Here is a 14,179-nt window from a genome sequence, read left to right on the forward strand (position 1 = left end):
GGAAACCGCAGAGCTGACCCGCACCCAGATCCTGCAGCAGGCCGGTACGGCCATGCTGGCCCAGGCCAACCAGGTGCCGCAGAACGTGCTCAGCCTGCTGCGCTGATCCACGGCGGCATCGTCCGCGCCGCTGGCTTAGGTCGGCGGCGCGGGCAACCACAGACCGTGCAATACCCTTGCAGGAACGGGCCATGCCCATGACCCGGAACAGATTCCGGCGTGAACCACTTCCGTGGCCATGGCCCGCCCCTGCGGCAATGTTTTTATCAGCGCTGCTTTTTGACTGAACCTCCCGGGGGGCTTCGTCTCCCCCCGCGTTTCAGTAGCCTGGTTCCCCCCTCTGCGTTGGAGGGGGTTTTTAGACACCCCGGGCCGCTAGGACCCGGAGCAGAGTCCGGCTCGATCCCCGTGTGTGGCCCTGGCTCGCCCCTGCGGCACCCCTTTTATCGGCGCTGCGTTTTGACTGACCCTCCCGGGTGGCTTCGTCTCCCCCCGCTTTTCAGTAGCCTGGTTCCCCCCTCTGCGTTGGAGGGGGTTTTTATACACCCCGGGCCTATATGACCCGGAGCAGATTCCGGCTCGATCCACTTGTGTGGCCCTGGCTCGCCCCTTCGGCACCCCTTTTATCGGCGCTGCGTTTTGACTGAACCTCCCGGGTGGCTTCGTCTCCCCCCGTTTTTCAGTAGCCTGACCCCTTCTCTGCATTGGAGGAGGGTTTTTTTAACAGGTCACCGGCCCAGAACTCCGGTCGACGCCCCTGCTCCAGTGCACATGCAATCTGCATGCCAGAACGTTCACTCCTCCGTCCTGGCACANGTAGCCTGACCCCTTCTCTGCATTGGAGGAGGGTTTTTTTAACAGGTCACCGGCCCAGAACTCCGGTCGACGCCCCTGCTCCAGTGCACATGCAATCTGCATGCCAGAACGTTCACTCCTCCGTCCTGGCACAACTTCTGCATCAACGCGGTGCTAAAGACCCGGCGGCTACGGCCGCTATTTCCGTTGATGGGATAGCCCTGCGGCCTCGCCGCATTGGCATATAAACAGGAGCAACAACGTGGCTGATTTCGGTTTCGGCGGCATCGGTTCAGGGCTGGATATCTCCGGCATGGTCAGCAGTCTGGTTGCAGCTGACCGGCGCCCGGCGGACAACGCGCTGAATCTGCAGCAATCCAAGGCCAAAATGCAGCTTTCAGCAATCGGCACGGTCAAATCCGCGTTCGATACGCTCAGCACCGCGTTGAAGGCACTTAAAGCCGCCACGGCGTTCGATGCCCGTACCTTTACCGCCAGCAAGTCCGGCACCGACGAGATTCTGACGGCGACCGGGACCAATGCCGCCGCCAATGGCAGCCATGTGATCGTGGTGGACGAACTCGCCACCGCGCACAAATGGATCGCCGATACCGCGGTACCCAAGGCACAGACCTTTGGCGCGGGTACGCTGTCGCTGAGCGTGGGCACCGGTGACAAGCAGAAAACCCTCGATATCGAGATTGAGGCCGAGGACACCCTCACCACCATCCGCAGCAAGATCGAAAAGGCCGGCCGCAGTGAAGGCGTGCAGGCCACCCTGATCACTTCAGGCGATAGCCAGTTCCTGTCGATCTCGCAGGAAAAATCCGGTGCCGCCAACGCGATCAAACTTTCCTACAGCGGCGACAATGCCCAGCTGGCCGCACTGGCTGGCAGCCTGTCCGAGCGTACGCCGGCGGCCGACGCCAAACTGACCATCGATGGCGTGTCGGTGACGAGCAGCGAAAACACGGTGACCGACGTGGTGCCGGGCCTGACCCTTACCCTGAAGAAGAAGGGCGAAAGCACCGTCACCATCAGCACCGATGCAGGTGCTGCACGCAAGGTGATGCAGGACTTCGTCACCGCCTACAACGGCGCGTTGGCGGCGATCAACAACGCCACCAAGTATGACGTCGAGAACAAGTCGCCGTCATCGCTGACCGGCGATGCGCAGATGCGCGGCGCTGCCAGCCAGTTGCGCGGGATGATGGGAGGCGTTCTCAAGGAGCTTGCAGAGGCCGGACTGGATCCCAAGACCCTGGGGTTGCAGACCCGAGGTTTTCCGAATGCCGATGGCAGCCTGACCCTGGATACCGCCAAATTCGATGCCGCCCTGGTCAACCAGCCCAATGCCGTCCGCCAGGCGCTGACCGGCGAAGACGGTGCCGCAGCCAAGCTGTTTGCCATGGTCGACGGCTACACCAGCAGCACGGCCGGCAAGGAAGGCGCGTTCGTATCGCGCACGAAGAGCATCAACGCCACGCTCACCGATATCGACAAGCGCCGCAAGGCGCTGGATACACGCATGCAAGGCGTTACCGAACGCTACAAGAAACAGTTCCTGGCGCTGGACATGCTGATGGGCAAGTTGAGCCAGACCAGCTCGGCATTGAGCCAACAGTTGTCGCAACTGGCCCAGCTAAACGGCTGATCCGCCCACCGGCTCAAGTTGCCCACCTGCACTGCCGTTATGGGTACTGACGCATCACACCACCCAGGCTCCACCCAGGTGCCGCAGATTTCGCGAGGCTCGCGGCCCCGCACGAAGGAGACATGATCGATGTACGGCCAGAACCGTCAATTCACCGAGCAGTACCGCAAGGTAGGCGTGTCGACCAGCGTCACCGATGCCGATCCCCACAAGCTGGTGGCCTTGTTGCTCAGCGGCGCGTGCGAGCGTATCCGCCTGGCGGATGCATGTATTTCCCAGGGTGACCAGGCCCGCAAGGGCAAGGCGATTGGCGAGGCATGCGCCATCGTCGGGCATCTGAACGGATCGCTGGACCACGAAGCCGGTGGCGAGATCGCCGGCAACCTCTCGGCGTTGTATGACTACGTCATGCAGCGCCTGACCGAAGCCAATCTGCACAGCGATGCGGCGGCCTTGCGCGAGGCGCTGGAGCTGCTGGGCGAAATCGAATCGGCCTGGAGCGCCATTCCCGCCGAACAGCGGCAGCGCGCGGCGGTGCCCCTTGTCTGAGATGACCGCGACCCACGACCCCGCACTGGATGCGCTCTACGCCGACCTGGAAGCGCTGCGCGTGGCGGTGGAAGAGGAAGAGCACGACCTGGCCGCGCGGATCCTGGACAACCACGACCGTCGCCTGCGCCACTATGTTGACGGCATCAACGGCCAATCGCCGGTCGCCTCCCTGCAAGGCCTGCTCAAACTGCAACAGACGCTGATGGCCGACATGCTCACCCGCCGCGATATCGCCGGCGCGCGCCTGCGCGCCGGGCGCCAGTCGGTACGCGCCGCCAATGCCTATCACCTGGCAGAATCGCTGGCATGAACGATCCCGCCGCCAGTCCCGTGCATCACCCGGCCGAAACCGAGCTGTTCGACGACACGTTGAGCTGCGACGTTTCACTGCCCGCGGAGTTTGCGGTGGGCAGCGCAGCGATCCGCCCCGGTGCGGCGGAGATGCTGCTGCGCAGTGTGGCGCTGGTGGAGGATTCGCGCAGCGGCGATGACGGCGAGGAACGCGGCGATGCCAGTCTGCAACTGCAGCGTCTGGAGGCACGGCTGGACCTGACCCTGGTGCTGCTGGGCCGGCTGCTGCGCCAATCCGTCGACACCCTGCCCCTGCGCCCACTGCGCTGGTCGCGGCGCGGCCTGCGTCTGGAACTGGGCAGCCGCAGCGGCGCCCCGCCCGGCAGCCATGGCGTGGTTCGGCTGCAGCCTTCGGACTGGTTGCCGGACACCATCGAACTGCCGGTCACGGTCATTGCCGAAGCGGCAAGTGGCAATGGCGGCTATTACCTGTGGCTGCGCCTGCAGGCGGCCGGCGACGCACTGGAAATGGCACTGGAACGGCACCTGTTCCGCCTGCACCGGCGCCAGATCGCCGGTTCGCGGCGGCTGCGCTGAATCAGGCGCGCCTCGGGCCAGTTGGCGCGCCCGCGCCGCTCGGCTAAGGTGTTTGCTGTTATTCCACACGAAACACACTCCCGTGCGCGTTCTCATCGTCGATGACCACACCCTGGTCCGCGCCGGCCTCAGCCGGTTGCTGCAGGGCTTCGCCGATATCCAGGTGGTGGCCGAAGCCAGCAATGCCGACCAGGCACTGGAAATGGGCCTGGCCCACCTTCCCGACCTGATCCTGCTGGACCTGTCGTTGCCCGGCCGCAGCGGGCTGGATGCCTTGTCCGATATCCGCGCCCGGGTGCCGAAAACCCGCGTGGTGATGATGTCGATGTACGACGATGCCGTGCATGTACGCGATGCGCTGGATCGCGGCGCGGTCGGATTTGTGGTCAAGGATGCCGCCCCGCAGGAACTGGAGCTGGCGCTGCGCGCGGCCCATGCCGGCCAGGTGTTCCTGAGCCCGCAGATCTCGGCCAAGATGCTGGCCCCGTTGCTGGGCGGTGACAAACCCGTGGGAATTGCCGCCCTGTCGCCCCGTCAGCGCCAGATCCTGCGCCTGATCGGCAATGGCCAGAGCACCAAGGAAATCGCCGCCGACCTGGGTATCAGCGCCAAGACCGTGGAAACGCATCGGGCGCGGATGATGGAGGCGCTGGGGTGCCGGCGCGCCAATGATCTGGTGCTGCTGGCGGCGCGCCATCAGCAGGAACTGGGCTGAACCGGCCCCCGCGACGAATGCCTGACGCGGCAGTGCCTCACAGAACGGCGACGCGCCATTGCGCTGGCGCCAGCAGGCTGCGGGAACGCCTATTTCCTTTGAAAACAGCCTTCAAGGCGCCGGGAGTCTGACGCTGCGTAAGGAAAAACCCTACATCAAGTCGGGAGTTTGACGACAGCCCTAGGGTTCGCCCTGATTCATTCCCCGGCAGCGGACACGCAAGATGCGTTCCACAACGCGCCCGCTGTCTGGCGCTACGGGGAAATGCAATGAAAACCTCCATGTCCGCCCAGCTGGGGCAACAACTGCACCTGACGCCTGCATTGCTGCAGTCGATCCGTTTGCTGCAGCTGGACGGGATGCAGCTGGAACTGGAAATCCGCCAGGCGCTGGAAACCAATCCGCTGCTGGAGCTGGAGCAGGATATCGCCGGCGCCCAGGCCGAAACCCCGGTGGTGGACGCTGCGATCGAGACCGCCGCATTCGACGAACTGCCGGAAAGCTCGATGTGGGAGGTGGCCGGCAGCAGCTGGCGCGACGGCGATGACGACCGTATGGCGCAGATCGCCGCCGACCAGTCGAGCGACCCGCAGCTGCGGGTTCTGCAGTCGCTGGCGCTGGAACTGGACGAGCACGACCTGGCGATCGCCGCGTTCTGGCTGGAGCACTGTGATGACAACGGGTATCTCGATGCGCCGCTGGCGCAGCTGACCCTGCTGGCCAGCGCCCGCTTCGACCGCAGCGGCGCGGATGTGGAAGCCCTGCGCCAGCGCTTGCTGCAAGGTGAGCCGGCGGGCATGGCCGCCTGCGACCTGCGCGAGTGCCTGCTGGCGCAACTGCACTGCCTGCCCGGTCCGGTCGCCGCCCGGCCGCTGGCCGCGCGCCTGCTGCACGGCGATCTGCAGCAGCTGGCCAGCCACGACTATCCGGCCATTGCCCGCGCACTGGACGTGGAAGAAACCGATATCCACGAAGCGTTCCGGCTGATCCTTTCGCTGCAGCCGCGTCCGGGCGAGCAGCTGCTGCCGCAGACCAACGCGGTGGTCACTCCGGACGTGGTCGCCTGGCATGCCGATGGGCAATGGCGGGTGGCCCTGAATCCGTCCACCACCCACCGTGTATCGATCAATCCCACCTATGAAAAAGTGGTGGCTGACACGTCGGGCGATGCCGCGCAGCCGATGCGCGAGATGCTGCAGGAGGCGCGCTGGCTGACCCGTGGCCTGTCCATGCGCTACGACACCCTGCTGCGCACCACCCGGGTGATCGTCGAACGCCAGGCCGCGTTCCTGACCCGTGGCGAGGAAGCCATGGCCCCGTTGACGCTGAAGGAAGTGGCCGACGCCATCGGCATGCACGAGTCCACCATCTCGCGGATCACTTCCGGCAAGTATGTGCAGACCCCGCGCGGCACGCTGGAGCTGAAGCATTTCTTCGCCGTGCGGCTGGAAGGCGCCAGCATCTCCGGACTGGCGGTCAAGGCCATGGTGCGGCGGCTGATCGAGTCCGAACCGGCGGCGCGCCCATTGGCCGATGACGCCATCGCCGCCCTGCTGTCGCGCCAGGGGGTGAATATCGCCCGTCGCACCGTCGCAAAATACCGCGAACAGCTTGATATCGCCCCGGCCCGCGAACGGCGCCGCCAGAACGCCAAGCCCCCGCTGGCCCGCATGGGCTGAGGACACAGGACTCCATGAGCAAACTCACCGTACTGCTGGTCGACGACCATGAAGGCTTCATCAACGCGGCCATGCGCCACTTCCGCAAGATCGACTGGCTGCAGATTGTCGGCAGTGCCGGCAATGGCCTGGAGGCGATTGCCCGCTGCGAAGCGCTGCGCCCGCAGGTGGTGCTGATGGACCTGGCCATGCCCGAAATGGGGGGGCTGCAGGCCACGCGGCTGATCAAGACCCAGGACGAGGCGCCGTACATCGTCATCGCCAGCCATTTCGACGATGTCGAACACCGCGAACATGCGCTGCGCGCCGGTGCCGACAATTTTGTCAGCAAGTTGTCCTACATCCAGGAAGTCATGCCGATCCTGGAAAGCCTCCGACAGGAAAGCCATCATGAGTGAGTCCCGCATCCTTGTTCTCGACAATGATGGCGTGCGTGCCGAACGCACCGTGGCATTGCTCGAATTCATGGACCTCACCCCGCGCTGGGTGACCGATGCCGGCGATATCGATATCGCCCGCCATCGCCCCAACGACTGGATGGCGCTGGTGGTCGGCCATCAGGAGGATCCGGTGCGGGCGGCGGCGTTCTTCACCTGGCTGGCGCGCACCCCGCTGCCGCCGCCGGTGCTGCTGACCGAAGGCGATGCGGCCACCTTCGCGCGGACCTACGGGCTGCACGAGGCCAACGTATGGACACTGGAAGCCCCGCTGCGGCATGCGCAGATGGAGGCGCTGCTGCGCCGCGCCAGCCTCAAGCGGCTGGATGCCGAGCACCAGGCCGGCGCCGCCCAGGACAGCGGCCCCACCGGCTCCAGCCCGGCCGTGGTCGAACTGCGGCAGCTGATCGACCAGGTCTCCGCGTTCGACACCACCGTGCTGGTGCTGGGCGAAAGCGGTACCGGCAAGGAAGTGGTGTCGCGCGCGATCCACCAGCGTTCGCCGCGTCGCGACGGCCCGTTCGTGGCGATCAACTGCGGCGCGATTCCGCCCGACCTGCTGGAAAGCGAGCTGTTCGGCCACGAAAAGGGCGCGTTCACCGGCGCCCTCAACGCCCGCAAGGGCCGCTTCGAGATGGCCGAAGGCGGCACCCTGCTGCTGGATGAGATCGGCGACATGAGCCTGCCGATGCAGGTCAAGCTGCTGCGCGTGCTGCAGGAACGCAGTTTCGAGCGCGTCGGCGGCAACCAGACCATCCGCTGCAACGTGCGCGTGATCGCCGCCACCCACCGTGATCTGGAAGAGCGCATTGGCGAAGGCAAGTTCCGCGAGGACCTGTTCTATCGCCTGAACGTGTTTCCGATCGAGGTGCCGGCCTTGCGCGAGCGCACCAGCGACATTCCCGCGCTGGTGGAAACCATCGCCTTGCAACTGGCGCGCACCGGCCGCGGCGAAGTCCGGTTTGCCGCCGAAGCGTTGCAGGCGCTGTCGCACCACCCGTGGCCGGGCAACGTGCGCGAGCTGACCAACCTGGTGGAACGTCTGGCGGTGCTGCATCCGGGCGGGCTGGTGCGGGTGCAGGATCTGCCGGCGCGCTATCGCGGCGACCCGCCTGCCGCGGTGACACCGGTGGTAGACGAAGCCGATGAGCGCCCGATGCTGCTGGGCCTGATCCCGGCCGCCGGGCCCGTCCCCGCCGCTTCCGCACCGGCCGTGGCGTCCGAAGCCGATTCGGCCGCGCAGTTGCCCAGCGACGGCCTGGACCTGCGCGACCATATCGCCGGCATCGAACTGTCGTTGATCAACGAGGCGCTGGAACGCACCCACGGGGTGGTCGCCCACGCCGCGCAACTGCTGGGCCTGCGTCGCACCACGCTGGTGGAGAAGCTGCGCAAGTACGGCATCGAGCGCGAACCGGTGGAAATGGCCAACTGACCGGTACCGCCTCCGGTGGCATCTGAAGCAGCGCTCCATCCGGAGCGCTGTTTTTTTTCGCCGCTTGCCACTGGCCTTGCCTGCTGGTGCCAACTCACCCAACTCGCGACGACAAACCACCGGCAGCGGCGGCGGCGCAGTCGGAAAACCGTCAGCGGCCTGCGCAACAGCGCAGCCTCTGCCAGGACGCGCCGGGCCTACCGCGAAAAAGCGACCACCAGGGCGTGCATCCCGTGGCCCCGGGACCTCCTTGCATTTGGGCACATGTCTTGCATTTGAATCGGCAGTAGCCCCATTGCTTTGGAAGTTTGCCGATGTCCCACTCCGTCAACTCGATCCTTACCCAGATCCGCAGCTATCAGACCCAGGCCTCCACCGGCCCGATTTCACCCCTGACCGATGTCGCGCGCGGTAACGCCATTGGCGGGCTGACCGGCACCTCGCCGGTGTCGGCGCCGAGCTTCACCGACACCCTGCGCAACGCCATCAACGGCGTCAATGAAACCCAGCAGAAAGCCGGCACGCTGGCCACGGCGTTCGAAATGGGTGACCCCGGCGCCGATCTGGCCAAGGTGATGGTCGCCGCACAGCAATCCCAGATCGCCTTCCGCGCCACCGTGGAAGTCCGCAACCGTCTCGTCCAGGCTTATCAGGACGTGATGAACATGCCGCTGTAAGGATAGAAACGCATGGCTCTCGCGCTTTCCAAAGAATCGATCAACGCAGAAAAGGCCGGGGTCTGGTTCGACCGCCTGCAGAGTCTGCAGATCACGCGCCGGCTCGGTCTGATGGCGATGATCTCCATTGCCGTGGCCGCCGGCCTGTTCGTGTTCTTCTGGTCGCAGAAGCCACAGCTGGTGCCGCTGTATACCGGGCTGGACCCCAAGGCGACCGCCGAGGCCACCGACCTGCTGCGCACCGCGCAGATTCCGTTCCAGATCGACCAGGCCACCGGCGCCATCAGCGTGCCGGAAAAAAGCGTGCACGATGCGCGCCTGAAGCTGGCCGGTTCCGGCCTGACCGAAAGCGGCCGGCTCGGGTTCGAACTGATGGAGCGCGACCCGGGCTTTGGCGTCAGCCAGTTCGTGGAAAACGCCCGCTACCAGCACGCACTGGAAACCGAGCTGGTACGCACCATCACCACGCTGCGCCCGGTGCGTGACGCCCGCGTACACCTGGCCATTCCCAAGCCCAGCGCCTTTACCCGCCAGCGCGACGTGGCCAGCGCCTCGGTGGTGCTGGAACTGCGCGGCGGTGCGGCGCTCGAGCGCAACCAGGTCGATGCGATCGTGCACATGGTCGCCTCCAGCATTCCCGACCTCGCCCCCGAACGCGTCACCGTGGTCGACCAGAGCGGGCGCATGTTGACCCTCTCCGATCCCAACAGCGAAGCGGCCTTGAACGCGGCGCAGTTCGACCAGGTGCGGCGCCAGGAAACCTCGTTCAACCAGCGCATCCGCGAGCTGCTCGAACCGATGACCGGTATGGGCCGGGTCAATCCGGAGGTCAGCGTGGATATGGATTTCTCGGTCACCGAGGAAGCCCGCGAGCTGTACAACGGCGAGCCACAGAAGATCCGCAGCGAACAGATCAGCGAAAACAGCAGCCCGGGCAACGGCCCGCAGGGCATTCCCGGCGCGGCCAGCAACACGCCGCCCGGTGCCGCCGCCGCACCGGTCGCGGCCACGGCGACGGAAACCTCCAGGAACGCCACCCGCAACTACGAGCTGGACCGCACCCTGCAGCACACCCGCCAGCCGCCCGGCCGCATCAAGCGTGTCACCGTCGCGGTGCTGGTCGATCATGTGCCGCGGGCTGGCGCCAATGGCAAGGTCAGCGACCAGCCGTTGAGCGCGGCCGAACTGACCCGGGTGGAAAGCCTGGTCAAGCAGGCGGTGGGTTTCAACCCCGAGCGCGGCGACACCGTGTCGGTGATGAACGCTCCATTCGTGCGCGAAGCGGTCGCCGTCGATGCACCGAACTGGTGGGAAAACCCGCAGATCCGCGACGCGCTGCGCCTGGTGCTGGGCGCGCTGGTGGTGCTGGCGCTGCTGTTCGGCGTGCTGCGGCCGGCGCTGCGCCAGATTTCCGGCCCGCCTAAGGGGTTGCCCGGCCCCGAGGATGATCCGCTCAGCGCCGATGTGCAGCTGCTGGACGGGAACGGGGAAATGCCGGCGCTGGCCGCCGACCGCCTGCAACTGGCGGGGGGCGCGCCCTTGGCGCTGCCGGTGGATGCCTATGAGGAGCGCCTGCAAATGGCCCGTGATGCGGTGAAGACCGATTCCAAGCGCGTGGCCCAGGTGGTCAAGGGCTGGGTGGCCAATGATTGAGGCCATGGAAATGACCGGGGTGCAGCGCGCTGCGGTGCTGCTGCTGTCGCTGGGCGAGCAGGATGCCGCCGAGGTGCTCAGGCACATGGAGCCGAAGGAGGTGCAGAAAATCGGCATCGCCATGGCCACCTTGCGCGATGTCACCCGCGAGCAGGTGCAGAAGGTGATGGACGAATTTGGCGCCGAGCTGGGCAAAAAGACCTCGCTGAGCGTCGGTTCGGACGACTACATCCGCACCATGCGGGTACAGGCGCTGGGCACCGAGAAGGCCGGCAGCCTGATCGACCGTATCCTGCTGGGCCGCAACACCACCGGTCTGGACGCGCTGAAGTGGATGGATCCGCGCGCGGTGGCGGACCTGGTCCGCAACGAGCATCCGCAGATCATCGCCATCGTCATGGCGCATCTGGAAACCGACCAGGCCGCCGATGCGCTGAAGCTGCTGCCCGACCGTACCCGGGTCGACGTGCTGCTGCGCATCGCCACCCTGGACGGCATTCCACCCAACGCGCTCAACGAACTCAACGAGATCATGGAACGCCAGTTCGCCGGCAACCAGAACCTGAAGTCGTCCAACATCGGCGGCGTGCAGTGTGCGGCCAACATCCTCAACTTCATGGATGGTGGCCAGGACCAGGCGATCCTGAGCGAGATCTCGCAGATCGACGCCCCGCTCGGCACCCGCATCCAGGACCTGATGTTCGTGTTCGACGATCTGGTCGACCTGGACGACCGTGAAATGCAGCTGGTGCTGCGCGAGGTCAGCGGCGAGCGCCTGGGCCTGGCCTTGCGCGGCGCCGACATCAAGGTGCGCGACAAGATCACCCGCAACATGTCGCAGCGCGCCGCTGAAATCCTGCTTGAAGACATGGAAGCGCGCGGCCCGGTGCGCCTGTCCGACGTGGAAGTGGCGCAGCGCGAGATCCTGGCCATCGTCAAGCGCATGGCCGATGAGGGCGCGGTCACCATTGGCGGCAACGCGGAGGCGATGCTGTGAACAATGCCGTGCGCTGGCTGGCCCCGGACCTGATGGCGCCTGACGCCGACGCCCCGCCGGCCGAGGCCGGATCGACCGCGCCGGAAGCGCCACCCGAGCCGGCGCCCGAGCCGCTGTTGCAGCCCCCGACCCTGGAGGAAATCCAGGCCATCCAGGATGCCGCGCAGCAGGAAGGGTTTGAGCAGGGGCATATCGACGGCTATGCGCAGGGGCAAAGCGAAGTGCGGCGCCTGATCGCCCAGATCGAAGGCATCCTCGACAATTTCAGCCGGCCGCTGGTGCGGCTGGAGAACGAGGTGGTCGGGGCACTGGGGGATCTGTCGGTACGGATCGCCGGCACCCTGGTCGGGCGCGCCTACGCGGCCGACCCGGCCCTGCTCGGCGAACTGGTGAGCGAGGCCATCGACGCGGTCGGCGGCACCAGCCGCGAGGTCGAGATGCGCCTGCATCCGGACGATATCGCCGCACTGGCGCCGTTGCTGAACCTGCCCACCGGACAGCGGCTGAGCCCTGATCCAGGCCTGAGCCGCGGCGATCTGCGCGTGCATGCCGAAAGCGTACGCATCGACGGCACCCTGGATGCACGGCTGCGTGCGGCGCTTGGCACGGTGATGCGCCGCTCTGGAGCCGTCCAATGAACCCTGCTTCTTCCGCTTTGCCGGCGCCGGCGGCGTGGATTCCCGCACGCAACCTGCGCCTGGCTGCACGCCTGGACAACCTCAGCCTCGATGCCGGCAACGGCCGCGGCCTGATCCGCGAAGGCATCCTGCGTCGCGCCGTCGGCCTGACCCTGGAAGCGGTCGGCTGCGAAGCGCCGCTTGGCGCCAGCTGCAAGGTCGAAGTGATGGACGGCGGCTGGGTCGATGCCGAAGTCGTCGGCTTCGCCGGCGACCGCACCTATCTGATGCCCAGCGCCGAACTGCACGGCCTGTTGCCGAATGCGCGGGTGGTGCCCTCGTACAAGCGGGGCGGGGTCGAAGTGGGCGAAGGCCTGCTCGGCCGCGTCATCGACAGCGACGGCGTGCCGCTGGACGGCAAGGGCCCGATCCGGGCCGAAGGCAGCGTCGGCATGGCCGGCGTGGCGATCAACCCGCTCGCGCGCGAGCCCATCATCCAGCCGCTGGACGTGGGGGTACGCGCGATCAATGCCCTGCTGCCGATCGGCCGCGGCCAGCGCGTGGGCCTGTTCGCCGGCTCGGGCGTGGGTAAATCCACCCTGCTGGGAATGATGACGCGCTATACCGCCGCCGACGTGATCGTGGTCGGCCTGATCGGCGAGCGTGGCCGCGAAGTGCGCGACTTCGTCGAAAGCACCCTGGGCGAGGAAGGCCTGCGCCGCGCCGTGGTCGTCGCCAGCCCGGCCGACCGGCCGCCGCTGGCGCGCCTGCACGGTGCCTACCGCGCCACCGCGATCGCCGAGTGGTTCCGCGACCAGGGCCTGAACGTGCTGCTGCTGATGGATTCGCTGACCCGTTTCGCCCAAGCCCAGCGGGAGATCGGCCTGTCGGTGGGCGAGCCGCCGACCACCCGCGGCTATCCGCCGTCGGTGTTCGCCAAGCTGCCGGCACTGGTGGAACGCGCCGGCAACGGCGCCAAGGGCCGCGGCTCGATCACCGCGTTCTACACCGTGCTCACCGAAGGCGACGATCCGCAGGACCCGATTGCCGATGCCGCCCGCGCCATCCTTGACGGCCACATCCTGCTCTCGCGCCGCGTCGCCGACAGTGGCCTGTACCCGGCCATCGACGTCGAATCCTCGGTCAGCCGCGTGGTCCAGGACATCGCCGACGACCCGTGGCGCCTGCGCATCCGCAAGCTGAAGCGCCTGGTCTCGGCGTACACCTCCAATCGCGACCTGATCGCCATTGGCGCCTACCAGCGCGGCAATGATCCCGCCACCGACGAGGCGCTGGAACGGTGGCCGGAGATCGTCGACTTCCTCGGCCAGGATGTGAACAAGGCGGCCGACCTGCCCCACAGCCAGGCGGCATTGAAACGCCTGGTGGAACCTGAGAACACACCATGAACCAATCCCGTCGTATGGACCCGCTGTTGCGCCGCGCCCAGGACCTGCAGGACGAGGTCGCCCGTGATCTGGCCGAACGCCAGAAGACGCTCGACACCCATGTCTCGCGACTGGCCGAGCTGCGCACCTACGCCGAGGAATACGCCAATGCGCAGATGGCCGCGACCAGCCCGGCACAGCTGATGAACCGGCGGGCGTTCCTCGACCGGCTGGACAGCGCCGTCCAGCAGCAGAGCCAGACCGTGGACCGCAACCGCGAACACGTCGATACCGAACGCGCCAGGCTGTTGCTGGCCAGCCGCGACAAACAGGTGCTGGAACAGCTGGCGGCCAGCTATCGCGCGCAGGAAAAGCAGGTTCTCGACCGCCGCGACCAGCGCGAGATGGATGACCTTGGCGCGCGCCGCGTGCGCCAGGCGCAGACCGGCGCCGGTGACAGCGGGGAGAGCGCATGAACCTGCTGGCGCTCGGCGCCATTTCCCCGACCTCCGGCACCGACAAAGCGGGCCCGCCCCCGGTTTCGCAAAAGAGTCCCGGCAAACCCGGCGCATTCGACCACCTGCTGCGCGCCGGCAACGCCGCCGCGGCTGCCACCGACAGCCCGTCCAGCGGGCCGGCCGCGAAATCCACCGCGCCGGACACACCCGCCGCCGAAGCGACGCCCGACCCGC

At 66.7% G+C, this 14,179-nt stretch carries 16 protein-coding genes; all 16 read left to right on the forward strand.

From position 1 onward, the window contains the following. The coding region (locus QZH66_RS13750) for a flagellin (protein WP_305806521.1) at positions 1 to 106 on the forward strand (106 nt) is incomplete at its 5' end. Positions 107 to 1,057: 951 nt separating this feature from the next. Then, on the forward strand, positions 1,058 to 2,449 hold the full coding sequence (fliD, locus tag QZH66_RS13755; protein ID WP_305806507.1) for a flagellar filament capping protein FliD: 1,392 nt from the start codon (positions 1,058 to 1,060) through the stop codon (positions 2,447 to 2,449). A gap of 129 nt (positions 2,450 to 2,578) precedes the next feature. Beyond that, on the forward strand, positions 2,579 to 2,998 hold the full coding sequence (fliS, locus tag QZH66_RS13760) for a flagellar export chaperone FliS (protein ID WP_305806508.1): 420 nt from the start codon (positions 2,579 to 2,581) through the stop codon (positions 2,996 to 2,998). A gap of 1 nt (position 2,999) precedes the next feature. Further along, positions 3,000 to 3,311 (forward strand): hypothetical protein, encoded by a 312-nt coding sequence (locus QZH66_RS13765; protein ID WP_305806509.1) that lies wholly within the window; start codon positions 3,000 to 3,002, stop codon positions 3,309 to 3,311. Beyond that, positions 3,308 to 3,889: a PilZ domain-containing protein gene (locus QZH66_RS13770; protein ID WP_305806510.1), complete on the forward strand. Its 582-nt coding sequence runs from the start codon at positions 3,308 to 3,310 to the stop codon at positions 3,887 to 3,889. Before QZH66_RS13765 ends, QZH66_RS13770 begins: the two co-directional genes overlap by 4 nt. A gap of 82 nt (positions 3,890 to 3,971) precedes the next feature. Next, on the forward strand, positions 3,972 to 4,604 hold the full coding sequence (locus QZH66_RS13775) for a response regulator transcription factor (protein WP_305806511.1): 633 nt from the start codon (positions 3,972 to 3,974) through the stop codon (positions 4,602 to 4,604). A gap of 269 nt (positions 4,605 to 4,873) precedes the next feature. After that, positions 4,874 to 6,283, forward strand: a complete 1,410-nt coding sequence (rpoN, locus tag QZH66_RS13780) for an RNA polymerase factor sigma-54 (RefSeq protein ID WP_305806512.1) — start codon at positions 4,874 to 4,876, stop codon at positions 6,281 to 6,283. A gap of 14 nt (positions 6,284 to 6,297) precedes the next feature. Further along, positions 6,298 to 6,681, forward strand: coding sequence for a response regulator transcription factor (locus tag QZH66_RS13785; protein ID WP_305806513.1), 384 nt, complete (start codon positions 6,298 to 6,300; stop codon positions 6,679 to 6,681). Beyond that, on the forward strand, positions 6,674 to 8,155 hold the full coding sequence (locus tag QZH66_RS13790; protein ID WP_305806514.1) for a sigma-54 dependent transcriptional regulator: 1,482 nt from the start codon (positions 6,674 to 6,676) through the stop codon (positions 8,153 to 8,155). Before QZH66_RS13785 ends, QZH66_RS13790 begins: the two co-directional genes overlap by 8 nt. 314 nt (positions 8,156 to 8,469) lie before the next feature. After that, positions 8,470 to 8,832 (forward strand): flagellar hook-basal body complex protein FliE, encoded by a 363-nt coding sequence (fliE, locus tag QZH66_RS13795; protein ID WP_305806515.1) that lies wholly within the window; start codon positions 8,470 to 8,472, stop codon positions 8,830 to 8,832. A 12-nt stretch (positions 8,833 to 8,844) separates the two neighbouring features. Beyond that, complete coding sequence (gene fliF / locus QZH66_RS13800) at positions 8,845 to 10,485, forward strand: flagellar basal-body MS-ring/collar protein FliF (protein ID WP_305806516.1); 1,641 nt, start codon at positions 8,845 to 8,847, stop codon at positions 10,483 to 10,485. Between the two features lie 10 nt (positions 10,486 to 10,495). After that, positions 10,496 to 11,482 (forward strand): flagellar motor switch protein FliG, encoded by a 987-nt coding sequence (gene fliG / locus QZH66_RS13805; protein WP_305806522.1) that lies wholly within the window; start codon positions 10,496 to 10,498, stop codon positions 11,480 to 11,482. Continuing rightward, the gene (locus tag QZH66_RS13810) at positions 11,479 to 12,120 is read left to right on the forward strand and encodes a FliH/SctL family protein (RefSeq protein ID WP_305806517.1); all 642 of its coding nucleotides are present in this window, start codon (positions 11,479 to 11,481) and stop codon (positions 12,118 to 12,120) included. Before fliG ends, QZH66_RS13810 begins: the two co-directional genes overlap by 4 nt. Continuing rightward, on the forward strand, positions 12,117 to 13,508 hold the full coding sequence (locus QZH66_RS13815; RefSeq protein ID WP_305806518.1) for a FliI/YscN family ATPase: 1,392 nt from the start codon (positions 12,117 to 12,119) through the stop codon (positions 13,506 to 13,508). The genes QZH66_RS13810 and QZH66_RS13815 overlap by 4 nt, the downstream gene beginning before the upstream one ends. Continuing rightward, positions 13,505 to 13,963 (forward strand): flagellar export protein FliJ, encoded by a 459-nt coding sequence (fliJ, locus tag QZH66_RS13820; RefSeq protein ID WP_305806519.1) that lies wholly within the window; start codon positions 13,505 to 13,507, stop codon positions 13,961 to 13,963. Before QZH66_RS13815 ends, fliJ begins: the two co-directional genes overlap by 4 nt. Beyond that, on the forward strand, positions 13,960 to 14,179 hold a 220-nt coding region (locus QZH66_RS13825), incomplete at its 3' end, for a hypothetical protein (RefSeq protein ID WP_305806520.1). The genes fliJ and QZH66_RS13825, both read left to right, overlap by 4 nt.

This window comes from Stenotrophomonas sp. YIM B06876, assembly GCF_030711595.1.
In the GTDB taxonomy this organism is placed as follows: Bacteria; Pseudomonadota; Gammaproteobacteria; order Xanthomonadales; family Xanthomonadaceae; genus Stenotrophomonas.

What these genes read in the sequence shown, in the direction of transcription:
- QZH66_RS13765 (WP_305806509.1), top strand. Translation starts at nt 3,000, where the DNA reads ATGACCGCGACCCACGACCCCGCACTGGATGCGCTCTACGCCGACCTG.
- QZH66_RS13785 (WP_305806513.1), top strand. Translation starts at nt 6,298, where the DNA reads ATGAGCAAACTCACCGTACTGCTGGTCGACGACCATGAAGGCTTCATC.
- QZH66_RS13790 (WP_305806514.1), top strand. Translation starts at nt 6,674, where the DNA reads ATGAGTGAGTCCCGCATCCTTGTTCTCGACAATGATGGCGTGCGTGCC.
- fliG (WP_305806522.1), top strand. Translation starts at nt 10,496, where the DNA reads ATGACCGGGGTGCAGCGCGCTGCGGTGCTGCTGCTGTCGCTGGGCGAG.
- fliF (WP_305806516.1), top strand. Translation starts at nt 8,845, where the DNA reads ATGGCTCTCGCGCTTTCCAAAGAATCGATCAACGCAGAAAAGGCCGGG.
- QZH66_RS13770 (WP_305806510.1), top strand. Translation starts at nt 3,308, where the DNA reads ATGAACGATCCCGCCGCCAGTCCCGTGCATCACCCGGCCGAAACCGAG.
- fliE (WP_305806515.1), top strand. Translation starts at nt 8,470, where the DNA reads ATGTCCCACTCCGTCAACTCGATCCTTACCCAGATCCGCAGCTATCAG.
- fliJ (WP_305806519.1), top strand. Translation starts at nt 13,505, where the DNA reads ATGAACCAATCCCGTCGTATGGACCCGCTGTTGCGCCGCGCCCAGGAC.
- rpoN (WP_305806512.1), top strand. Translation starts at nt 4,874, where the DNA reads ATGAAAACCTCCATGTCCGCCCAGCTGGGGCAACAACTGCACCTGACG.
- fliS (WP_305806508.1), top strand. Translation starts at nt 2,579, where the DNA reads ATGTACGGCCAGAACCGTCAATTCACCGAGCAGTACCGCAAGGTAGGC.
- QZH66_RS13815 (WP_305806518.1), top strand. Translation starts at nt 12,117, where the DNA reads ATGAACCCTGCTTCTTCCGCTTTGCCGGCGCCGGCGGCGTGGATTCCC.